We start from the raw sequence: 22,507 nt of genomic DNA, 5'->3' as shown, positions 1-22,507 counted from the left end.
TTCGCAAAAGCGCAGCCGATTGTCAAAGCAAAACAACTAAAATCAGTACAACATGCCAGATGTGTCGCTGCGTGACTGTTTTTTAATGGGTATTTTCGCTGGGCTGCACCATCATCTCGCGTTATATGCCCTGTTTTAGCGCAAATTTCCCCGTGATGGGTCAACGGTGAATTGGTTAAACCTTTTGCAATCATCGTTAACAAAATTGCAGAATGCTTTTTTTGCCGCAGTAAATTCCCTACAATCAAAACAAATGCCAGTCAATCAATGAGGGTCTCATGAGCGTGGCCAAACACAGTAAATTACTTATCCTGGGTTCCGGCCCAGCGGGCTACACGGCTGCCGTCTATGCGGCACGCGCTAACTTAAATCCGGTGCTGATTACCGGTTTGGAAAAAGGCGGTCAGTTGACCACCACGACCGAAGTTGAAAACTGGCCTGGCGATCCGCACGATTTGACCGGGCCGGCGTTGATGGAGCGCATGCAGGAGCATGCGGAAAAATTCAACACCGAGATTATCTTTGACCATATCCATAGCGTCGATTTACAAAATCGTCCGTTTCGCCTGACGGGTGATAGCGGTGAATATACCGCCGACGCGCTGATTATCGCAACCGGCGCTTCTGCGCGCTATCTTGGCCTGCCATCGGAAGACGCCTTTAAGGGCCGCGGCGTTTCCGCCTGTGCGACCTGTGATGGTTTCTTCTATCGCAATCAAAAAGTTGCGGTAATTGGCGGCGGCAACACCGCTGTGGAAGAAGCGCTTTATCTGGCGAATATTGCAGCTGAAGTGCACCTTATCCATCGCCGTGACAGCTTCCGTGCAGAAAAAATCCTTATTGACCGCCTGATGGAAAAAGTGCGCAACGGCAACATCGTTCTGCATACCAATCAGACGCTGGATGAAGTATTGGGTGACCAGATGGGCGTCAGCGCTTTGCGTTTGCGTTCAGCGCTGGATGATGCACAGACTGAAGAACTTAACGTTGCTGGCCTGTTTGTTGCTATCGGCCACAGCCCTAATACTGCGATTTTTAAAGATCAGCTGGAACTGGAAAATGGTTACATCAAGGTTCAGTCTGGTCTGCACGGCAACGCTACGCAAACCAGCATTCCAGGCGTGTTTGCCGCTGGCGACGTGATGGATCATATCTATCGCCAGGCGATCACTTCTGCGGGAACAGGCTGTATGGCCGCGCTGGATGCTGAACGTTATCTTGACGGGCTAGTTAAAGATTCTCAGTAAGTTGTTAAACGTCTGATTCAATCTTGCCTGAGGCGACCTTCACAGGTCGCCTTTTTCATTTGCAGACTGTATTATCGCCGGTCATTTCCCCTGTTAATTACAAGGTCGTTCGGCGTTTCCCGCGCTAAACTTCCGGCAATGCGGTAAGGCATGGATAAGTCACGACAGCAACAGTTGCTCCGCTGGTTGAAAGACCAGAGCATATACAGCCAGGGCTGGCTTCAGCTTTCACTGTTCTTAGGCATCATCAGCGCGTTGCTGATTCTGTTACAAGCCTGGCTGATGGCTACGCTACTTCAGCGGTTGATCGCCGATCACCTTCCCCGCGAATCCGTTATCCCGCAGCTTATCCTGCTTTTTTCCTGCTTTTTGTTACGCGCCCTTCTCGCCTGGCTACGAGAAAAAGTGGGCTTCGCCTGTGGCAACGTCATCAGAAAAGCGCTGCGGCGTCAGATCCTCGATCGTCTCGACGCTACAGGCCCGGCTATGATCCACGGCAAGCCAGCCGGGAGTTGGGCCACGCTGCTGCTGGAACAAATTGAAGATATGCAGGATTACTATGCGCGCTATCTTCCTCAAATGCGGCTGGCCGCTATCGTTCCCTGCTTTATTCTGATTGGCCTTGCACCGGTCAACTGGGCAGCCGCCATGATTTTGCTGGTCGCAGCCCCTCTGATTCCCTTATTTATGGTGATGGTTGGTATTGGCGCTGCTGAGGCGAACAGGCGCAATTTCCAGGCGCTGGCAAGATTGAGCGGCCACTTTCTCGATCGCCTTCGTGGTCTGGATACGTTGCGCCTTTTTCACCGTGCTGAAGCAGAAACAGCACAAATTGGCACGGCTTCTGGCGAATTTCGTCAACGTACGATGGAAGTGTTACGGCTGGCTTTTCTCTCTTCCGCTGTACTGGAGTTTTTCGCTTCCATTTCTATCGCGGTCGTGGCGGTTTATTTCGGCTTCTCTTATCTGGGCGAATTAAATTTCGGGCATTACGGTACGGGCGTGACTTTATTTGCTGGTTTCTTTGCGCTGCTGCTGGCACCCGAATTTTTCCAGCCGTTACGGGATCTGGGGACCTATTATCATGCCAAAGCCCAGGCGGTAGGCGCAGCGGATGCGCTTGAACAATTTTTATGTTCGGAAACAAGCGCTGAAGTACCGCAGGGCGTGAGTATTCCAGACTTTAGCCCGGGCCTGAATATCACCGCAGAAGCGCTGGTTATTACTACAGGCGATGGCGTCGTCCTTGCCGGCCCGATGAGCTTCATCTGGCCACACGGGAAACGAATTGCTTTAGTAGGCAAAAGTGGTGCCGGGAAAACCTCTCTGCTTAATGTACTGCTTGGACATCTTCCCTATCGCGGATCGCTACGAATCAACGGCACAGAGTTGCGGGATATCCAGCCGGAATACTGGCAGCAGCAGCTGGCATGGGTTGGACAAAATCCGCATTTACCTGCCGCGACGATAGAAGAGAATATTGCGCTGAATGGCACTGTTGATAGTCAAAAAATGCAGCACGTTTGCCAGCTGGCTGGCGTCAGTGAATTTATTGGCCGGTTTGGTGCCAATACAACGGCGGAGCTTGCTGCTTCACTCTCCGTTGGTCAGGCGCAGCGTATTGCTGTTGCCCGCGCACTGTATAAATCTTGCAGGCTCCTGCTGTTGGATGAACCCAATGCCAGCCTGGACCGCAGCAGCGAACAACGCGTTAATCAGGCTTTACATTATGCCTCTTTTAACCAGAGCACGCTGCTGATCACCCACCAGCTGAACGAGCTGCATCGTTGGGATGAAATTTGGGTAATGCAGGAAGGCAAAATTGTCCAGCATGGTGTCAGAGAGCAACTGCTACAGGCGTCAGGGCCTTTTGCGGCGCTGGCGTCACGACGTGAGGAGAAAGCTGAATGAGGACGCTTCTGCCCTTTCTGCGGCTCTACCGTCGCCATGTATTTCTTTTGACGCTGGGGGTCGCACTGGCCGTGCTTACGCTGTTAGCCAGTATCGGTCTGCTGACGCTGTCAGGCTGGTTTCTGGCGGCCTGTTCAACAGCTGGCGCCGCAGGGCTGTTTAGCTTTAACTATCTGCTGCCCGCCGCTGGCGTGCGGGGCGCAGCAATAATTCGCACCGCAGCGCGCTATGCCGAACGTCTGGTAAGTCATGAAGGAACGTTTCGCGTACTGGAACACCTGCGGGTATTTACCTTTAGCAAATTCATCCCGCTCTCTCCTGCCGGACTACGCCGTTTCAGTCAGGGCGATCTCCTTAACCGACTGGTTGCTGATGTCGATACGCTTGACCATCTCTATCTGCGAATACTTTCACCGTTGACTGGCGCTTTTGTGGTAATTGTAGCGGTGACAGCGGGCCTGAGCTGCTTTGACGGGCAGCTGGCGATGATCATTGGCGGCATCATGCTGCTGACGCTGCTGCTACTGCCGCCGCTATTTTATTGCGCGGGTCGTAATGCAGGGAACGATCTTACCCATCTGCGAGCGCAGTATCGAAGTCAGTTGACTGGCTGGCTACAAAGTCAGGCTGAACTGAAAATTTATGGCGCAGCGTCCCGCTTTCGTCTTGAGCTGGATAAGACCGAAACGTTATGGCAGCAGGCGCAACGGAAACAGGCGGGCCTGGCGGGCCTGTCGCAAGCTTTGCTGCTGCTCATAACGGGTTTAGTGGTGGTGGTGGTGTTCTGGCTGAGTGCTGGCACTACAGCGAACGCTAATGAACCTGGTGCATTAATCGCGCTCTTTGTGTTTTGTTCTTTGGCTGCTTTTGAAGCATTAGCCCCGGTTGGCAGCGCTTTTCTGCATCTCGGTCAGGTTATGACTTCAGCACGTCGTGTGGCACAGATCCTGGCGCAAAAACCTGCGGTAACGTTTTCTCGCCCGTTTACTCATAAAACTCACGGTGCCGCTCTTAGCCTGCGTAACCTGAGTTTCCGCTACGATTCCGGCGTCTCTGCAATAGAAAATTTTTCGCTGGAAATTGCCTCAGGCGAACACATTGCGCTGCTGGGCCGAACAGGTTGCGGTAAATCAACTTTACTTCAGCTGTTAACCCGCGCATGGGATCCCAGTCAGGGTGAAATCTGGCTTAACGGGCATTTGCTGCCAACATGGGATGAAGCCTCGTTGCGAAAACTGACCAGCGTTGTAACGCAGCGGGTGCATATTTTTAGCAATACGCTGCGTGACAATCTGTTGCTGGCATCGCCTGACAGCAGCGACTCGCAACTGACAGAGGTCTTGCAGCGCGTCGGATTGCACACCCTGCTGGAAGATGGTCAGGGTTTGAATAGCTGGTTAGGCGATGGGGGACGCCAGCTGTCAGGCGGAGAACAGCGGCGGCTGGGGCTTGCCCGTGCGTTGCTGCATAATGGTTCCCTGCTATTGCTGGATGAACCTACAGAAGGCCTGGATGCCGAAACAGAGCAGCAAATTCTACAGCTGTTGCAGGAAATAGCGCAGGATAAAACGCTGATTATGGTAACGCATCGCCTGCAGGGATTGCATCGCTTTGACAGAATCTGCGTCATGGATGGCGGCAGGCTGGTGGAGCAAGGAAATCATCTCGAATTAATCTCAAAAGAGAGCCATTACAGCGCCTTCCATCAACGGATTGCGCTATAGTCTACCCTCTCGTTTGACAGAGACAGTGACTATGCGACTGATCCAGCTATCCAGGGAATCACTCAATTTCCCGCCGCCAGAGATGGCGCTGCGTGAACCTAACGGGCTGCTGGCAATGGGCGGCGACCTTAGCGTGCCACGGCTGCTCAGTGCTTACCACCGCGGTATTTTTCCCTGGTTTTCTCCCGGGGATCCTATTCTGTGGTGGTCGCCCGATCCCCGTGCCGTGCTTTATCCGGAAAAATTTCACCTCAGCCGCAGCATGAAACGTTTTCATCAGCGTTCGCCCTACCGCGTCACGCTAAATCAAAACTTTCAGGACGTTATTGAGGGCTGTGCTGCCGATCGCGATGAGGGCACCTGGATTACCCATGACGTCAGGCGCGCATGGATGAAGCTGTTTGATGCTGGTGATGCGCAGTCTGTTGAAGTCTGGCGGGATAATGAGTTGGTGGGCGGCATGTACGGCCTGGCGCTGGGGCAGATTTTTTGTGGCGAGTCGATGTTTAGCCGCAGTGAAAATGCGTCTAAAACGGCGTTACTGGTTTTCAGCCGCTATTTTCAGCAACAGGGCGGCAAGCTGATTGACTGTCAGGTTTTGAATCCTCATACCGCCTCGCTGGGTGCGGAAGAGATTGCCCGGACAAATTATCTGCAACTGGTCAATTCGCTATCAGATTTGGCGCTATCAGCCGACTGCTGGCGGCCACAAACCCTTTTTTAGGGCGATTGCGCGATGTTTTCCACGCAAGTTGGCATAACAGTGATATAATATGCGCGTTTGGTATGTCGTCCGCCCATCGCCTCCTGTTACTGGCGAGCCGGGAGTGGCCTGGCTGGGAATACTTAAGCCCTTGTCTTTTGGTTTTCATTACGCGCAGGAGCGAATGTAGAACCCATTCTTAGCCCGCAACTCTCTCACGCAGACGCCAATACACTACTCAGTTTTAATCGTGAGCTTCTCTGCGCAAAGCGCGTAACAGAGCGGCTGATGCTGGTGAAATCACCAACAATTCTTTACATAATACTTGAAATTCGGCATTATTTGCCGGTTCAAAACTAAGGTTGTAACACCCAGAGGATTCGATGGCCAAAGAAGACAATATTGAAATGCAGGGTACCGTACTGGATACGTTACCTAACACCATGTTTCGCGTTGAACTAGAAAACGGACACGTGGTTACCGCTCACATCTCCGGTAAAATGCGCAAAAACTATATCCGCATCCTGACGGGCGACAAAGTCACTGTTGAGCTGACCCCGTACGACCTGAGCAAAGGCCGCATTGTCTTCCGTAGTCGCTAATTAGCTTATCTGTCGTGTAGCCTGATGTTGAGTCTGCACCTGTAAAAAAGGCCGGAGAATCTCCGGCCTTTCGCATTTTAGCGCTCAGGCTTAATGCACTGAACCTTCCGTTTTACGCTTCTCCGCACTGAGGAACTGATAGGTCAGCTGGTTCTTCTCTTTATCGAGCGCCACCGCAACCGATCCGCCATCTACCAGAGAACCGAACAGCAACTCGTTCGCCAACGGTTTTTTCAGGTTTTCCTGCACGGTACGCGCCATTGGGCGTGCGCCCATCGCTTTATCGTAACCTTTATCAGCCAGCCAGTTACGCGCTTCATCAGTAACTTCCAGCGAAACGCCCTTCGCATCCAGCTGTGCCTGTAGCTCAACAATAAACTTATCGACAACCTGATGAATAACCACGGCATCGAGGTGTTTGAACCAAATGATATTGTCGAGACGGTTACGGAACTCTGGCGTAAAGATTTTTTTGATCTCTTCCATGGCATCGGTACTGTTGTCCTGTTGGATCAAGCCAATAGACTTACGTTCGGTTTCACGAACACCGGCGTTCGTCGTCATTACCAATACCACGTTACGGAAATCGGCTTTACGACCATTGTTATCGGTCAGCATACCGTTATCCATCACCTGTAACAGCAGGTTAAATACGTCCGGATGCGCTTTCTCGATTTCATCAAGCAGCACTACGGCGTGAGGATGCTTGATGACTGCATCCGTCAGCAAACCGCCCTGATCGAAACCGACATAGCCTGGAGGCGCACCAATCAGGCGACTGACGGTGTGGCGCTCCATATACTCGGACATATCAAAGCGCAGCAGTTCGATGCCCAGTGCTTTAGCCAGCTGAACGGTAACTTCTGTTTTACCGACGCCCGTTGGGCCAGCAAACAGGAAAGAACCGACAGGCTTACGATCCTGGCCCAATCCCGCACGACTCATTTTAATCGCTTCGGTTAAGGCTTCGATCGCATTGTCCTGACCGAACACCAGCATTTTCAGGCGATCGCCAAGCGTTTTGAGCGTATCGCGATCGGTTGCAGAAACACTCTTCTCAGGAATACGCGCGATGCGGGCAACAACAGATTCAATATCCGCAACGTTAACCGTTTTTTTGCGTTTACTGACCGGCATCAGACGCGCGCGAGCGCCAGCCTCATCGATCACGTCAATAGCTTTGTCAGGCAAGTGACGATCGTTGATATATTTGACTGCCAGCTCCACGGCAGCACGAACCGCTTTGGCGGTATAGCGAACGTCGTGGTGCGCTTCGTATTTCGGCTTCAGGCCGTTAAGGATCTGTACCGTTTCGTCGACCGAAGGTTCAGTAATATCAATTTTCTGGAAACGACGCGCCAGCGCGCGGTCTTTTTCAAAAATGTTGCTGAACTCCTGATAGGTGGTTGAACCCATCACGCGGATTTTACCGCTGGAGAGCAGCGGCTTGATCAGGTTAGCGGCATCCACCTGCCCGCCGGACGCGGCACCTGCGCCGATGATCGTATGAATTTCATCGATAAACAGAATGCTGCTGTTGTCCTGTTCAAGCTGTTTTAGCAGCGCTTTAAAACGTTTTTCAAAATCGCCGCGGTATTTGGTACCGGCTAACAGCGAGCCAATATCCAGCGAATAAATCGTGGCGTCCTTCATCACTTCCGGCACGTCGCCCTGCACGATACGCCATGCCAGACCTTCAGCAATGGCCGTTTTACCCACGCCGGACTCACCCACCAGCAGCGGGTTGTTTTTGCGGCGGCGGCAAAGAACCTGAATCGTCCGTTCCAGCTCTTTATCGCGCCCGATCAGCGGATCGATACCGCCTACGCGAGCAAGCTGATTAAGATTGGTGGTGAAGTTTTCCATACGTTCCTCCCCGCCTGCTTGCTCTTCGTTAACTGGATTTTCTGCACCCGGTGCCTGACCGGGTTCATCTTTGCGCGTGCCGTGCGAAATAAAGTTCACCACATCAAGACGGCTGACTTCATGTTTGCGCAGCAGATAAGCGGCCTGCGATTCCTGTTCGCTAAAGATCGCGACCAGGACGTTAGCGCCAGCGACTTCACTGCGTCCGGACGACTGCACATGGAATACGGCACGTTGCAGAACGCGTTGGAAACTCAGCGTGGGTTGAGTATCGCGCTCTTCTTCGCTAACCGGTAACACTGGCGTTGTCTGTTCGATGAAGGCTTCAAGTTCCTGTCGCAGAGCAACAATATCAACCGTGCAGGCTTCAAGTGCCTCACGGGCCGATGGGTTACTGAGCAGCGCCAGTAACAAATGCTCCACGGTCATAAACTCGTGTCGGTGCTCGCGCGCTCTGGCGAAAGCCATATTTAAACTGAGTTCCAGTTCTTGATTGAGCATAGACACTTCCCCCAATAGATCGCCTTATTCAGGCTTTTTCCAGCGTACACAGCAACGGATGTTCATTTTCCCTGGCGTACTTGTTTACGTGAGCGACTTTGGTCTCTGCCACTTCGGCAGTAAAAACACCGCAGATCGCCTTTCCCTGATAGTGGACCGTGAGCATCAGTTGCGTTGCACGTTCAACATCATAAGAAAAGAACTTTTGCAGCACGTCAATAACAAATTCCATAGGTGTATAATCGTCATTATTAAGAATAACTTTATACATCGAAGGTGGCTTAAGGCCTTCCCGAAGTTTGTCATCTGCAAGATGTTCAAAATTAAGCCAATCGTTAGTGTTTCCCATACATACCCGATCTGAAAACGTTGCTCGCTTGCGCCAGACTAACACTACTAAGGGTAAGTTTAACACGCCCAAAATGCTGGTCAGCGCCAATGAATTTCTGACTCAAAGTGCCACTACGCGACCTTCATCACAAAAACGGCAATAGCGTTAACTGCCTCAAATTTTGGTGATTTCGTCCTCGCCTGGACACGCCATTTGCTTGACGCTCAATGCCATTTCTCTACAGTACAGGCATAAGCTGAATGCGTTGTAACCAGCTTTGAGGCTAACGCCTCGCCAACCCACTCATTTGAATGTCTTGCGAGGGATGTAGAAGCATGGAGACGGGTACTGTTAAATGGTTCAATAACGCCAAAGGCTTCGGCTTTATCTGTCCGGTCGGTGGCGGCGAAGATATTTTCGCTCATTATTCCACTATCCAGATGGACGGCTACAGAACGCTGAAAGCCGGGCAGCAAGTCCAGTTTGATGTGCATCAGGGGCCGAAAGGCAATCACGCCAGCCTTATCGTTCCTGTGGAGACCGCGGTGGCAGTCAGTGCCTGACCGTCTCTTCACTCATTCTGACCAACCTTGCGATAAAATGCCAGCCAACCGCGCTGGCATTTTTATGGGTAACAATTACCAACACTAGTAAAATGGAGCCGTCCTGTCATTTTTCAAGGCGTGTTTACATGAAATTAATTTCCTTAAAATTTTTTCATACGGCGTCAGGACGGCCCGCGATGAAGCCTTTACTCAATAAAAAAACTCCGCGAGAATAGCGCCTTACCTTCCTTTTGCCATGGATGACCCGCCGCATGTACTCCGGATTACTGATCATTCTGATTCCGCTGATCGTTGGCTATTTATTACCGAAAAATGCTGCCCTGATTACCATGGTCAACAAAGTATTGAGCTGGATGGTTTATATCATCCTGTTTTTCATGGGGATCAGCCTGGCTTTTCTGGACAATCTGGCCCATAACCTGCTTTCAATAGTGCAATATTGCCTGGTGAGCGCAGCCTGTATCCTGCTATGTAACCTGTTAGCGCTGCGCCTGTTGGAAAATCGCCGTCCATGGCAGCACAATCATCGTCTGGAAGTGCTTCCTTCAAGATTACAGATGGCGCTGGAATCGCTGAAACTCTGCGGCGTCGTCGTTCTCGGTTTCGTCATGGGTCTCAGTCACTGGGGACCGTTGTCTTACGCCTCCACCGCCAGTGAATATGCGCTGCTTTTTCTGCTGTTTCTGGTGGGTGTGCAGCTGCGTGGAAGTGGCATGACACTCAAACAAATTGTGCTCAACCGGCGCGGAATGATTGTGGCCTTTATGGTCTTTATGAGCGCGCTGGTCGGCGGCGTCATTGCCGCGCTAATGCTGAATTTACCGCTCAGGACTGGTCTGGCGATGGCCTCCGGCTTTGGCTGGTATTCCCTTTCCGGTATTATGATGAGCGGCGCTTTCGGCCCGGTCATTGGCAGCGCGGCATTTTTCAACGATCTGTTGCGCGAGCTGATGGCGATTATGTTTATTCCAGCGCTCATCTCCCGGCATCGCTCAACCGCGCTGGGCCTGTGTGGGGCAACCTCAATGGATTTCACGCTGCCGGTGCTACAGCGTAGCGGTGGCATGGAAATTGTCCCAGCGGCTATCGTACATGGCTTCATTCTCAGCCTGCTGGCCCCGGTGTTAATTGCGTTCTTTGCAGCTTAACGCGTTTAGTTTTACGCCAGGTTACACTTCTTTTACCCACTCGTGCAGAGCGGTGGGTTCATTGTTGCAAAACCAGAGCCACCTGGCGTGGCTTTGGGAGAGTTGCACTCTTTACCGGGAAACTGTCCGTTCGCATCCGCTCGCCCTTCTCTCAGCCTCGACTATGCTTTTTGCTGAAGATCATCTTGCCATCGGGACGATGACCCTTTCACTGCATAAAAAGGAGCCAGAGATGAAACAAACTGTAGCTGCACTGGTAGCAAAAACACTTGAAAACGCCGGCGTTAAACGCATTTGGGGCGTCACCGGGGATTCACTTAACGGCCTGAGCGACAGTCTGAATCGCATGGGCACCATCGAATGGATGCCAACTCGTCATGAAGAAGTGGCCGCTTTCGCCGCGGGCGCTGAGGCGCAGATCAGCGGTGAGCTGGCCGTTTGCGCCGGGTCCTGTGGGCCGGGCAACCTGCATCTGATCAACGGGCTGTTTGACTGCCATCGTAACAACGTGCCGGTACTGGCCATTGCCGCCCACATTCCTTCCAGCGAAATCGGCAGCGGCTATTTTCAGGAAACGCATCCGCAGGAGCTGTTCAAAGAGTGCAGCCATTACTGTGAACTGGTATCCAATCCGGAACAGTTGCCGCAGGTGTTAGGCATTGCGATGCGCAAAGCTATCCTGAACCGTGGCGTTTCCGTGGTGGTCCTGCCCGGCGATATAGCGCTGCAACCGGCTCCTGAGGGCGCCAGCGCCGAATGGTATCCGCCTCAGCAGCCGTTAGTTTTACCGGCTACAGGCGAGCTGACCAAGCTGGCGCAACTGCTCAATGAATCAAAAAACATCACCCTGATGTGCGGCTGTGGCTGCGCAGGCGCTCATCCTGAACTGGTGAAGCTGGCGGAAACGTTAAAAGCACCCATTGTTCATGCGCTGCGTGGCAAAGAACACGTTGAATATGACAATCCTTACGATGTGGGAATGACCGGGCTGATTGGCTTCTCTTCCGGTTTTCAGGCCATGATGAACGCTGATACCGTCGTGCTGCTTGGCACGCGCTTCCCCTATCGCGCTTTTTATCCTGAAAAAGCGAAGATCATTCAGATCGATATCGATCCCGGCGGCCTCGGCTCTCACTGCCATGTCGATATGGCACTGATTGGCGATATCCGAACCACGCTGCTTGCCTTGCAGCCGCTGCTGGAAGTGAAACAGGATCGGGATTTCCTCGACAAAGCGCTGAAGCACTATCAGGAAGCCAGGAAGGATCTTGATGACCTGGCCACGGCCAATGATAAACAGGCGATTCACCCGCAGTATCTGGCGCAGCAGCTCAGCACGTTTGCCAGTGACGACGCGATCTTCACCTGTGACGTCGGCACACCGACCGTCTGGGCTGCACGTTATCTGAAAATGAACGGCAAGCGCCGCCTGATCGGATCGTTCAACCATGGCTCGATGGCCAACGCAATGCCGCAGGCGCTCGGTGCGCAGTCAATTGACAGACAGCGCCAGGTTATCGCGATGTGCGGTGATGGCGGTTTTTCAATGCTGATGGGCGATTTTCTCTCCGTCGCTCAGCTGAAACTGCCGGTCAAGCTGGTGGTCTTTAATAATAGCGTACTGGGCTTTGTAGCGATGGAGATGCAGTCCGGCGGCTATCTGACCGACGGTACAGCGTTGCAAAACCCAAGCTTTGCTGCCATTGCCAATGCCTGCGGCGTGAAAGGCATTCGTGTGGAGCGTGCTTCCGATCTGGATGCCGCAATCCAGGAGATGCTGGCCCACGACGGCCCGGTATTACTGGACGTGGTGACGGCGAGTGAAGAGCTGGTGATGCCGCCGCAGATTAAAATGGAGCAGGCAAAAGGCTTTAGCCTGTATATGCTGCGCGCGTTGATCAACGGCAGGGGTAATGAAGTCGTTGAGCTGGCAAAAACCAACTGGCTACGGTAAAACCATTGTGGGTCTTTTGTTACGGGCGCTGCGGCGTCCGTTTTTATAAGAGGAACGCAATGGTGATCGATTTACGCAGTGATACAGTTACTCGTCCCAGCGCCGCGATGCTGTCAGCAATGATGTCGGCGGAAACGGGCGACGATGTGTACGGCGATGACCCGACGGTCAACGCGCTGGAAGCGAAAGCGGCAACGCTCAGCGGCAAAGCCGCAGCCCTGTTTTTACCTACCGGTACACAAGCTAATCTTGTCGCCCTGCTCTGCCACTGCCAGCGTGGCGAAGAATATATCGTTGGGCAACTGGCCCATAACTACAAATACGAAGCGGGCGGCGCAGCCGTATTGGGCAGTATCCAGCCGCAGCCAATCCTTGCCGCAGCAGACGGCACCTTGCCGCTGGACGTTGTCGCGCAGTTTATCAAACCCGATGATTTTCATTTCGCTATGACAAAGCTGCTCAGTCTGGAAAACACCCATAACGGCAAAGTTTTGCCACTCAATTATTTACGGGATGCCTGGAACTTTACCCGTGAACGCAAGCTTGCGCTGCACGTTGACGGCGCACGCATTTTCAATGCTGCGGTTGAGCTGGGCGTCGAACTGGAAGAACTAACCCGTTATTGCGACACGCTAACTATTTGCCTGTCAAAAGGATTGGGTACCTCAGCCGGTTCGCTGCTGTGCGGCTCTGAAGCGTATATTCAGCGGGCACGGCGCTGGCGCAAGATGACCGGCGGCGCAATGCGTCAGACGGGCATTCTCGCTGCCGGTGGCCTGTACGCGCTGGAACACCATATTGCGCGACTAAAAGATGACCATAACAATGCCGCCTGGCTGGCCGGACAGCTGAGAGAGATTGGCGTCGATGTTTCCCGTCAGGATACCAATATGGTGTTTGTACGCCTGCCGGAATCACAGGTCGCACCGCTGAAAGAATGGATGCACAGCAAAAACATTTTGCTCAGTACCGGTTCGGTGACTCGCCTGGTAACGCATCTGGACGTGGATCGTCATGCGCTGGAAACGCTGGTAAGCGAATGGGAAGCATTTTTGGCTAGTCCGAACCGTACTTCTCCAGCAGCGCGCGCGCAATAGCCTCGCTTTCGGCATCGGCCAGACCGCAATAATCCGCCGGACGGAAATGCATTTGAAATGCCGCAATGACTTTTTGCTGCTGTTTTGCGCTCATGTCCGGCGTGACTTCATAGCCATAACGCGCCAGTAATGATAACAATACCGCCGGATCGATCGGCTGCTCCGGCGCTCTTCCTGCCAGATAATAATCAACGCGCTTGCCGTCAGGCCAGGCACCGATGCCCTGCTGAGACAGCCAGTGCCAGGGAAACAGCGGCCCGGGATCCTGCTTACGCTGCGGCGCAATATCGCTGTGACCCACAACGTTCTGCGGCAGTAAAGCATAGCGCTGTACGATGTCGCGCATTAACGGAAGCAGCACGCTCATCTGCGGCGCGCTGAAGGGATACCAGACGCGTTCACCGGCGTGCCCCCTGTATCCGCGGTTTTCCAGCTCAATGCCAACAGAAGTATCGTTCAACCGCGTTGCGCCTCGCCAAAAGCTGATCCCTGCATGCCATGCAAGCTGAGATTCTGGCACCAGACGTAATACCACAGGCAGCTTGCCCTGCTCTTGTGGCTGCGCCGGAATCAGATAATGCGCGCTCACTTCACGATCGGTCAGCGTTGCCAGCGAACTGGGAAAATCTTCCGCCGTGTAATGGATGACCAGCACTTTTATGCGCGGTCGTGCGCCCCAGGCGGGATGGGTGGTATCCACCACGTAGCCGTGATGTTTTTCCAGTCCTGACGGCGCACAGGCGCTTAGCAGCAGGGCGGCTGCAAGCGCGAACATCAGACGCATCAGCGACGCGTTTTTACAGCAGTGCCGCTGACGCTGACCATCAGCATGCTGCTGTCTTTGCCAACCGTCTCGTAATCGATATCAATACCGACCACCGCATCCGCCCCTAACGCTTTTGCCTGGTCTTCCAGTTCCGCAAAGGCGATTTGGCGTGCTTTACGCAATTCTTTCTCATAGGCGCCAGAGCGGCCACCAACGATATCGCGGATCCCGGCAAAAAAATCGCGAAAGATGTTCGCGCCAAGAATCGCTTCACCGGTGACAACGCCGCAGTATTCGGTAATCGGCTGGCCTTCCAGCGTTGGGGTAGTAGAAAATTTCATCGCGTTTCCTCCTGAAAGTTGAGTGTAGCCCTTGTAGTCAAGCAGAGCGGCTATACTTTATGCTAAAAATCGTCATCCAGAAACCATAAGGAAATCAAGATGAAAATCCAGCTTGCCGCACTGGCTCCGCTGGCGCTGCTGCTCAGCGCCTGTACCACGGTACAACCCGCTTACAAGGACATTGGTAGCCGTACCGGCCCGTGCGTCGATGGCGGCCCGGATTCTGTTGCACAACAGTTTTACGATTTACGCACTGAACAGCCGACACAAGGACTGCCAAATGCTCAACAGCTGGCAAAATATCGCCCTTACCTGAGCGGTAAACTTTATCAAACGCTGCTGGCCGCCAATAGCGATCCGAAAAAGGAAAGCCAGTTAAATCAGGGCGATCTTTTTTCCAGCCTGGCAGCCGGACCTGACTCAGCCAGCGTAGCGGATTCATCGACCATTCCTAATACTGACGCGCGTAATATTCCCCTGCGGGTGAACCTGAGCCGCGATGGCAACCCACCGTGGCAGGATGAAGTGCTGATGGTACGGGAAGGGACGTGCTGGACCGTAGATGATATCCGTTATGCCAGCCCGAACCCGCATCTTGACGGCGGCTCCCTGAGTCAGCGTTTGCTGAAGTAAGAGACTCGGCACGGGCTATCCAGGGCCCGTGTCGCTTTTTTCCCGTCTCGTCTCGCGCGCGTCTTAACATTTTTGTCGCCTGACAAACCACTACTTATACCGTTGTGCTCACCTTAGCTGATGTATTTTCACCCGATTCACGCCATTTTGTGCTAGCCTTTAACAATATTCACGGTCAGAAACGAATTTTTCGCCACGATGATTGCATAAGTATGCCGTCAACGTTACCATTCGCAGCATCAATTGCTATTCACTTTTTGCGCATGAGTATTCAACTTAACGGTATTAACTGCTTTTATGGCGCCCATCAGGCGCTGTTTGACATTCAACTGGCGTGCCCCGAAGGCGAAACGCTGGTTCTGCTGGGTCCAAGCGGTGCCGGTAAGAGCTCTCTGCTGCGCGTTTTAAACCTGCTTGAGATGCCGCGATCCGGTACGTTGGGCATTGCGGGTCATCATTTTGACTTCAGCAAAAAGCCAGGCGACGCCGCCATCCGTGAACTGCGTCAAAACGTCGGCATGGTCTTTCAGCAATACAATCTCTGGCCTCACCTGACGGTGAAGCAAAACCTGATTGAAGCGCCCTGCCGCGTACTGGGTCTGAATAAAGAGTTAGCCCATGCCCGCGCCGATAAACTGTTGGACCGTTTGCGTCTGACCAAATTTGCCGATCGTTTTCCACTGCATCTTTCGGGTGGTCAGCAGCAGCGCGTCGCCATTGCCCGTGCGTTGATGATGGAGCCTGCGGTGTTGCTGTTCGATGAACCTACCGCCGCGCTGGATCCTGAGATCACCGCTCAGATTGTTTCGATCATTCAGGAACTGGCCCAGACAAATATTACTCAGGTGATTGTCACCCACGAAGTCGAAGTGGCGCGTAAAACCGCCAGCCGCGTAGTGTATATGGAAAATGGTTACGTGGTTGAACAGGGTGATGCCAGCCGCTTTACACAGCCGCAAACCGACGCGTTTGCTAATTATCTATCGCACTGATGCAGGACATAATGATGAAAAAAATCGTACTTGCCGCGCTGTTAGCCGGATTAAGCCTGAGCGCAAGCGCTGCCCAGACCATCCGTTTTGCGACCGAAGCATCCTATCCCCCGTTTGAATTTGTTGATTCCGATAACAAAATTCAGGGCTTCGATGTTGATTTAGCCAATGCGCTGTGCCGTGAAATAGACGCGACCTGTACCTTTACCAATCAGGCGTTTGACAGCCTGATCCCCAGCCTGAAATTCCGCCGCTTCGATGCGGTAATGGCGGGGATGGACGTTACGCCTGAACGTGAGAAACAGGTGCTGTTCTCTAAAACTTATTACGACAACTCCGCGCTGTTTATTGCGCAGAAAGGCAAAGTTGCCAGCGTGGACGCGCTGAAGGGCAAGCGCGTTGGCGTGCAGAACGGAACGACTCACCAGAAATACCTGACTGAAAAAATGTCAGGTGTCAGCATGGTGCCGTATGACAGCTATCAAAATGCCATTCTGGATTTGAAAAATGGCCGTATCGATGCCGTCTTCGGCGACACGGCGGTGGTTAACGAATGGCTGAAGCAAAACGCTACGCTGGCACCGGTTGGTGAAAAAGTCACGGACAAAGCCTACTTCGGCACCGGTCTCGGCATCGCGGTTCGTCAGGGTAATACCGACCTGCAAAACAAGTTCAACACCGCACTGGATAAAGTAAAGGCCAACGGCACTTACAAAACTATCTACAGCAAATGGTTCCAGCAGTAATTCCTGAATGAACGAACTTTATCCTCTTGCAAGCGCCGCCGGTATGACCGTCGGCCTTGCCGTTTCTGCGCTGGTGGTTGGCCTGATTCTGGCGATGCTGTTTGCCGTCTGGGAGTCAGCACGCTGGCGGCCAATTGCCTGGCTCGGCACCGGTCTGGTGACGATGTTTCGTGGCCTGCCGGAAATTCTGGTGGTGCTTTTCGTCTATTTCGGTGCCTCTCAGCTGCTGCTAACGCTTTCCGATGGCTTCACGATCCATCTTGGGTTCACTGATGTTCCGGTGCAAATAGCCATTGAGAATTTTGACGTCAGCCCGTTCCTGTGCGGCGTGATTGCGTTATCGATACTCTATTCCTCCTACGCTTCCCAAACCTTACGTGGCGCATTAAAAGCGGTACCGCAAGGCCAGTGGGAGTCGGGCCAGGCGCTGGGGATGAAAACGGCGGCGATTTTTTTCCGTTTGATTCTGCCGCAGATGTGGCGACATGCCCTGCCGGGTTTGGGAAATCAGTGGCTGGTGCTGCTGAAGGATACCGCGTTGGTTTCGTTGATTAGCGTTAATGACATTATGTTGCAGACCAAAAGCATTGCAGCGCGCACTCAGGAACCTTTTACCTGGTACGTCTGTGCTGCGGCTATCTATCTGATTATCACCCTGTTGAGCCAGCAGATCCTTAAACGTATTGAAGCGCGGACGACGCGTTTTGAGCAGGGGAATAACGGATGCTGAGCTATTTGCCTGAGCTGCTAAAAGGCCTGCACACCAGCCTGACGTTAACGGTCGCTTCGCTGATTTTGGCGCTGCTGCTCTCACTGTTGTTTACCGTCATCCTGTCGCTTAAAGTGCCAGGCCTGAATGCGCTGGTGCGTGTCTATATCACCTTGTTTACCGGCACGCCGCTGCTGGTGCAGATTTTCCTGATCTACTACGGTCCGGGCCAGTTCCCATCCATTCAATCCGTTCCCTGGCTGTGGCATCTGCTTTCTCAGCCCTGGCTTTGTGCGCTGCTGGCGCTGTCGCTAAACAGTGCCGCCTACACCACTCAGCTGTTTTATGGTGCGGTGCGGGCGATTCCTGCCGGCCAGTGGCAATCCTGTGCCGCGCTGGGCATGAACCGAAAAGATACGCTGCGCATTCTTTTACCCTATGCTTTTAAACGCGCCCTCTCTTCCTATTCGAATGAGGTGGTGCTGGTGTTTAAAAGTACCTCGCTGGCTTACACCATCACGCTGATGGAGGTGATGGGACACGGGCAGCTGCTGTATGGCCGTACCTATGACGTAACGGTCTTTGCGGCAGCAGGGGTAATTTATCTTTGTGTAAACGGTTTGCTGACGCTGATGATGCGATTAATTGAACGCCGTGCGCTGGCCTTCGAGCGCCGTAACTGACGGATAACAGCCCTTCTTTACTGGTTAATCAACGGATAACATCGCAGCGGGAGCAGACATACTAATCGGGTTTTTTCGATCGCAAGGACTCGAATGATGCTCAGATTTGTACTGCCCCTGCTGCTGATTGGTTTCAGCATACCTGTATTTGCATCGCCCCCCATTCGTATCGCAACAGCCGCGATCAATCCTCCTTTTGAATATCTCAACGATGACAATCAGCTGGCAGGATTTGATATCGATCTGGCAAATGCCGTCTGTGCACGGATGCAGCGTACCTGTGTCTTCACCAACAATGATTTTGACCGGCTGCTGCCTTCACTGAAGTTTCAACGCTACGATGTGGTTATTTCCGGTATCGACGTTACCGCCGAGCGTCAGGAACAGGTCGATTTTACCCAGCCCTACTTTATCAATTCCGCCACGCTGATTGCCGTTAAAGGCCGTTACGCTGCGATTGAGCAGTTAAAGGGAAAGCGCATCGGCGTGGGTAGCGAAACGACCCATCAGGCGTGGCTGACCTTAAAGTGGCCGGATATGGTCGCCGTCAGTTATGACAACTATCAGAACGCGCTGCTGGACATTCGAAACAGTCGGATTGACGCGATCCTTGGCGATACGCCTTCGATGCACGAAGTACTGAAATCGCATCCCGAGCTGGCTGCTGTCGGCCAGCCCGTCCGCGACAGCCATTTTTTTGGCTACGGTGTGGCGATGGCCGTGCGCAAAGATAATAACGCGCTGAAGAGCAGCCTAAACGCCGCGCTGCAAAGCCTGAGTGACGACGGTACGTTACGCCAGCTCAGGCTTCGCTGGTTTGGCAGCAACAGCGGGCAGCCTTCAAAGTCGTCGCAGTAGAACCAGCACTTCGCTGTGCGCGGTGTGCGGGAACATGTCGAACAGCTGCACTTTTTCGACGGCATACGCGTTCAGGCGAGCAATATCGCTGGCCATAGTCTGCGCGTTGCAGCTGGAATAGAGGATAAATGCAGGGGCCATTTGGCTAAGATAGTCGCACAGCCCGACGCCAATTCCGCGGCGCGGCGGATTCACCAGCACCAGATCGGGCACTTCACCTTCGCCAGTGGCAAAGGCGGTAGAATCGAGCGCGGCAAAACTCACTTTTTTCATGCCCATCAATTCAGCAGAGCGTGTGGCGCAGGCAATGGCTTCGGCACTGATTTCAATCCCGGTCAGCGCCATCTCCGGCGTGGCGCAATGCAGACCAAAGCCTCCCACGCCGCAGAACAGATCCCACATGCTGCTGATATTCAGCTCGCTAACCCACTGCCGTGCCGTAGCGTACAGTGAAGAAGCCACGGCCGGATTCGTCTGGAAGAAGCTTTGCGGACGGATCCACAGCGGTACATCGTTTAACTGCTCGGCAAGCGTCTGGTTTTCGCTCAGCGGGATCTCCTCCTCACCTTCCAGAATAGCCATATGCACCGGCTGAATATTCGCCGAAATGACGCTCAGCTGTGGTAGCTGCTCGCGCAGCCCAGGCAATGCACGCACCAGCTGCGCCAGCTTCTCTTTAGAGCGCAAGACAAATCGCAGCATCATTTCGCCGCTGTGCATACTTTGCGTCAGCAGGATAAATTTTAACTCGCCACGTCTGCGTGCCACGTTATAGGGCGTCAGGCCAGCCTGAGCAATAAAAGGCTTCAGCCGGGAAAATACCTCAGCAAAAGTCGACGGATATAACGGACATTCACAGAGATCAACTGGCGTGCCGTCACGATGTACGATGCCAAAAATTGGGCGCTCGACGCTACCGCTAACCACCATCTTCGCTTTGTTACGAAATGCCTGCTGAGCAGAAATGACCGGAGGCAACCACTGCCTGACCGGCTGTTCATTAAGCAGCTGGCGCAGGTTTTCCTGCTTGCGATCGAGTTGATGAGGGTATGGGGTGTCCAGCCACTGGCATGAGCGGCAGCGGTCGGCATCATAAAGGGCGCAGTGCATGTAGAGGCCTGTTTATTCCGTAAAGCGAAAAGCGGGCAAAGATTGTATCACTGTACGTTTAGCGTTGCCGAAAAAAATCCCGGCTGCTCGCAGGGACAAACAACAGCAGCAGAACCAGCAAATCGGGCAGCTTTTGAGAAATCAGCAGGTGGAGGATCTGCTGGCCGTTCTCGCCGCTGACGCTGAAAAGCTCAGGGTAGACCCAGCCCATTGAGGCGATAAAAAGATAAAATACGACCGCTAACTGCGACAGCCCGAATCCCCACCGTCCCAAGTTGCGGCCACGCATTACCGCTATAGCGCAGCGCAATTCAAAAAAGAACAACAGCTGGCTGGCGATAAAAATCAGCGTGGAATCCCAGGCCTGCGCGCTGCGATGCACGAATCTGAGCACCTCGTCTAAACCCAGCTCATGCGCCTGGAGCGCAACGCCTAATAATCGGGTAGCAATGATAGCCGTCCCCGCGACCAGTACGGGAACCGGTACGGATGAACTTGATTTCAGGGCCGCCTGCCCTTCTTTCAGCACCTCTGACATCGCTTTCTCCTGCTGAAGATGTTGATGCACTTAATGAGTGCATCGCCACCCGATCGTGACCGGTTCCGAACGGCTGCAACAGAAAATACGCCCAGGCTGTTGTTCCCTGACGGCAACACGCCTTCTGCAAGGACGGCGAAAATCCGTGCCAGCCGACATGAAAGCGGCTTTTTCTCGTTTTCCGGCCTGTTTCCGTTTTCTGGCACGATACCTGCTTGTTCCTGAGAAATAGCCGTTAGCTATTTTTAGCGCAGATTAGGCAATCTTTCCACCTTCGGAAACCTTTGCTGCGCAATTACCAAAAGTTATTCAGGGAGTTTCAAATGATGCCAAATGAGAAGGTCAATCCCCCGCAACAATGGTCTCCTGGTCTGGGGGCGTATCTTGCCCTGATTGTGGCAGTACTGTTTTTCTCCGGGCTGTTTTTTAATATTGAGGGCATGAAATGGCTGGGAGCCTTTGATTTCACCACCCTCGGCGGAAAGTTTGGGGCGATTAAAGATGCCGCTCACGCCACCTTTTTAGGCGAAGGCGGCACGGGCGCAAAAGCGGGATTTCTGTTCGCCCTTTCACTGATACCGACCGTAATGCTGGCGCTGGGTCTGCTGGAAATCTTTACCCACTACGGCGCTATCCGCGCTGCGCATAAGCTACTGACCCCGCTCCTCAAACCGATTTTAGGCATTCCTGGCCGCTGTGGCCTTGCGCTGATTACCGATCTGCAAAGTACCGATGCGGGTGCCGCCCTGACCAAAGAGCTGTATGACGAGAAACAGATTACTAAAAAAGAGGTGGTGATTATGGCGGCCTGGCAATATTCCGGCGCGGGCCTGATCAATAACTATTTCGCTATCGGCTCGGCGCTGTTTATTTCGCTTTCACTGCCGGTGCTGGTGCCGCTGGTGGTGATGTTCGTGCTGAAATTTGTTGGGGCCGCCTTCGTCCGGCTGGCGCTGAATACCGTTTATAAAAAGGATTTTACCTGTGCAGAATAAACCGCAGGTTGCGCTCAGCAGCAACCCTTTTGATATCTTCGTTGTGGGGGCCAGGAAAGGGTTTCATATTGCCACACATAACCTGATGCCCAACGTGGTGATGGCCTATGTCATTGCCGAAATGCTCAATTTGCTTGGCGTCATGGGCTTTATCGGTAAGGTTTTTGCGCCGGTTATGGGACTTTTTGGCCTGCCCGGCGAAGCGATCACCGTTTTATTAACCGCCTGGCTCTCTTCTTCCGCCGGAACCGGCGTGGCGGTCAGCCTGCTGGCAAAGGGCGTGCTAACGGGTATTGATATTACTATTCTGGCTCCCGCTATTTTTCTGATGGGTTCTCAACTGCAATATATGGGACGCCTGCTGGGCGTTTCTGATGTACCGAAAAAATACTGGCCGCTGCTGATGCTGACGAGCATTGTTAACGCAGTTATCGCTATGCTGGTGATGCGCCTGATCGCCTGATCGCCGCCTGATGGAGACTCAAC

Annotated in this window: 23 protein-coding genes; 17 read left to right on the top strand and 6 right to left on the bottom strand. The window is 53.2% G+C overall.

Annotated elements, in window-relative coordinates; all coding sequences use genetic code 11:
* The first annotated feature begins 278 nt into the window (after positions 1-278).
* The 5 genes from trxB to infA all read left to right on the top strand — a co-directional run bounded on the left by trxB (position 279) and on the right by infA (position 6,187).
* Positions 279-1,247 (top strand): thioredoxin-disulfide reductase, encoded by a 969-nt coding sequence (trxB, locus tag EHV07_RS07610; RefSeq protein WP_147196597.1) that lies wholly within the window; start codon positions 279-281, stop codon positions 1,245-1,247.
* A gap of 150 nt (positions 1,248-1,397) precedes the next feature.
* A complete protein-coding gene (cydD, locus tag EHV07_RS07605) occupies positions 1,398-3,158 on the top strand; it encodes a cysteine/glutathione ABC transporter permease/ATP-binding protein CydD (protein ID WP_147196595.1) in 1,761 nt (586 codons plus the stop codon).
* Complete coding sequence (gene cydC / locus EHV07_RS07600; RefSeq protein WP_147196593.1) at positions 3,155-4,882, top strand: cysteine/glutathione ABC transporter ATP-binding protein/permease CydC; 1,728 nt, start codon at positions 3,155-3,157, stop codon at positions 4,880-4,882. The genes cydD and cydC overlap by 4 nt, the downstream gene beginning before the upstream one ends.
* A gap of 31 nt (positions 4,883-4,913) precedes the next feature.
* Complete coding sequence (aat, locus tag EHV07_RS07595; protein ID WP_147196591.1) at positions 4,914-5,606, top strand: leucyl/phenylalanyl-tRNA--protein transferase; 693 nt, start codon at positions 4,914-4,916, stop codon at positions 5,604-5,606.
* Between the two features lie 362 nt (positions 5,607-5,968).
* Entirely contained in the window at positions 5,969-6,187 is a 219-nt protein-coding gene (infA, locus tag EHV07_RS07590; RefSeq protein WP_002211347.1) for a translation initiation factor IF-1, read from the top strand.
* 90 nt (positions 6,188-6,277) lie between these two features.
* Here infA and clpA read toward each other — a convergent pair whose 3' ends face one another.
* Together clpA and clpS are read right to left on the bottom strand one after the other, a co-directional pair.
* Positions 6,278-8,554, bottom strand: coding sequence for an ATP-dependent Clp protease ATP-binding subunit ClpA (gene clpA / locus EHV07_RS07585; protein WP_147196589.1), 2,277 nt, complete (start codon positions 8,552-8,554; stop codon positions 6,278-6,280).
* Between the two features lie 28 nt (positions 8,555-8,582).
* Positions 8,583-8,903, bottom strand: a complete 321-nt coding sequence (clpS, locus tag EHV07_RS07580) for an ATP-dependent Clp protease adapter ClpS (RefSeq protein WP_147200561.1) — start codon at positions 8,901-8,903, stop codon at positions 8,583-8,585.
* Between the two features lie 317 nt (positions 8,904-9,220).
* Here clpS and cspD point away from each other — a divergent pair, with 317 nt between their 5' ends.
* The 4 genes from cspD (at position 9,221) to ltaE (ending at position 13,650) form a co-directional block, all read left to right on the top strand.
* Positions 9,221-9,448, top strand: coding sequence for a cold shock-like protein CspD (gene cspD, locus EHV07_RS07575; protein WP_147196586.1), 228 nt, complete (start codon positions 9,221-9,223; stop codon positions 9,446-9,448).
* 254 nt (positions 9,449-9,702) lie between these two features.
* Positions 9,703-10,599 carry a lysine exporter LysO family protein gene (locus tag EHV07_RS07570; protein WP_147196584.1) on the top strand — a complete coding sequence of 299 codons (897 nt, stop codon included), beginning with the start codon at positions 9,703-9,705 and terminating at the stop codon, positions 10,597-10,599.
* 232 nt (positions 10,600-10,831) lie between these two features.
* A complete protein-coding gene (gene poxB / locus EHV07_RS07565) occupies positions 10,832-12,553 on the top strand; it encodes a ubiquinone-dependent pyruvate dehydrogenase (RefSeq protein WP_147196582.1) in 1,722 nt (573 codons plus the stop codon).
* Positions 12,554-12,615: 62 nt separating this feature from the next.
* Complete coding sequence (ltaE, locus tag EHV07_RS07560; protein ID WP_147200560.1) at positions 12,616-13,650, top strand: low-specificity L-threonine aldolase; 1,035 nt, start codon at positions 12,616-12,618, stop codon at positions 13,648-13,650.
* On the opposite strand, the gene EHV07_RS07555 is transcribed toward ltaE, so the two are convergent.
* On the bottom strand, positions 13,610-14,425 hold the full coding sequence (locus EHV07_RS07555; RefSeq protein WP_371419668.1) for an N-acetylmuramoyl-L-alanine amidase: 816 nt from the start codon (positions 14,423-14,425) through the stop codon (positions 13,610-13,612). The two genes, ltaE and EHV07_RS07555, sit on opposite strands and share 41 nt — an antisense overlap.
* 8 nt (positions 14,426-14,433) lie before the next feature.
* Positions 14,434-14,757 (bottom strand): heavy metal-binding domain-containing protein, encoded by a 324-nt coding sequence (locus tag EHV07_RS07550; protein WP_147196578.1) that lies wholly within the window; start codon positions 14,755-14,757, stop codon positions 14,434-14,436.
* Positions 14,758-14,856: 99 nt separating this feature from the next.
* On the opposite strand from EHV07_RS07550, the gene EHV07_RS07545 reads away from it, so the two are divergent.
* The 6 genes from EHV07_RS07545 to EHV07_RS07520 all read left to right on the top strand — a co-directional run bounded on the left by EHV07_RS07545 (position 14,857) and on the right by EHV07_RS07520 (position 19,378).
* Positions 14,857-15,390 (top strand): lipoprotein, encoded by a 534-nt coding sequence (locus EHV07_RS07545; protein ID WP_147196576.1) that lies wholly within the window; start codon positions 14,857-14,859, stop codon positions 15,388-15,390.
* A 263-nt stretch (positions 15,391-15,653) separates the two neighbouring features.
* Complete coding sequence (gene artP / locus EHV07_RS07540) at positions 15,654-16,382, top strand: arginine ABC transporter ATP-binding protein ArtP (RefSeq protein ID WP_147200559.1); 729 nt, start codon at positions 15,654-15,656, stop codon at positions 16,380-16,382.
* Positions 16,383-16,396: 14 nt separating this feature from the next.
* Positions 16,397-17,128, top strand: coding sequence for an arginine ABC transporter substrate-binding protein (gene artJ, locus EHV07_RS07535; protein ID WP_147196574.1), 732 nt, complete (start codon positions 16,397-16,399; stop codon positions 17,126-17,128).
* Between the two features lie 7 nt (positions 17,129-17,135).
* Positions 17,136-17,858: an arginine ABC transporter permease ArtQ gene (gene artQ, locus EHV07_RS07530; RefSeq protein WP_147196572.1), complete on the top strand. Its 723-nt coding sequence runs from the start codon at positions 17,136-17,138 to the stop codon at positions 17,856-17,858.
* Positions 17,852-18,520 carry an arginine ABC transporter permease ArtM gene (gene artM, locus EHV07_RS07525; RefSeq protein WP_147196570.1) on the top strand — a complete coding sequence of 223 codons (669 nt, stop codon included), beginning with the start codon at positions 17,852-17,854 and terminating at the stop codon, positions 18,518-18,520. The genes artQ and artM overlap by 7 nt, the downstream gene beginning before the upstream one ends.
* 96 nt (positions 18,521-18,616) lie before the next feature.
* On the top strand, positions 18,617-19,378 hold the full coding sequence (locus EHV07_RS07520; RefSeq protein ID WP_147200558.1) for a transporter substrate-binding domain-containing protein: 762 nt from the start codon (positions 18,617-18,619) through the stop codon (positions 19,376-19,378).
* Here the strand turns inward: EHV07_RS07520 and rlmC are convergent.
* Together rlmC and EHV07_RS07510 are read right to left on the bottom strand one after the other, a co-directional pair.
* Positions 19,361-20,488, bottom strand: a complete 1,128-nt coding sequence (gene rlmC / locus EHV07_RS07515) for a 23S rRNA (uracil(747)-C(5))-methyltransferase RlmC (RefSeq protein ID WP_147196568.1) — start codon at positions 20,486-20,488, stop codon at positions 19,361-19,363. The genes EHV07_RS07520 and rlmC overlap by 18 nt on opposite strands.
* Before the next feature lie 58 nt (positions 20,489-20,546).
* Positions 20,547-21,026, bottom strand: a complete 480-nt coding sequence (locus EHV07_RS07510) for a YbjO family protein (RefSeq protein ID WP_147196566.1) — start codon at positions 21,024-21,026, stop codon at positions 20,547-20,549.
* Positions 21,027-21,352: 326 nt separating this feature from the next.
* On the opposite strand from EHV07_RS07510, the gene EHV07_RS07505 reads away from it, so the two are divergent.
* Positions 21,353-22,021, top strand: a complete 669-nt coding sequence (locus EHV07_RS07505) for a nucleoside recognition domain-containing protein (RefSeq protein ID WP_371419683.1) — start codon at positions 21,353-21,355, stop codon at positions 22,019-22,021.
* Entirely contained in the window at positions 22,011-22,484 is a 474-nt protein-coding gene (locus EHV07_RS07500) for a YjiG family protein (RefSeq protein WP_147196562.1), read from the top strand. Before EHV07_RS07505 ends, EHV07_RS07500 begins: the two co-directional genes overlap by 11 nt.
* Positions 22,485-22,507 lie beyond the last annotated feature (23 nt).

Source organism: Pantoea sp. CCBC3-3-1 (assembly GCF_007981265.1).
Lineage (GTDB): Bacteria > Pseudomonadota > Gammaproteobacteria > Enterobacterales > Enterobacteriaceae > Erwinia.
This window is presented reverse-complemented; position numbering and strand designations above follow the sequence as displayed.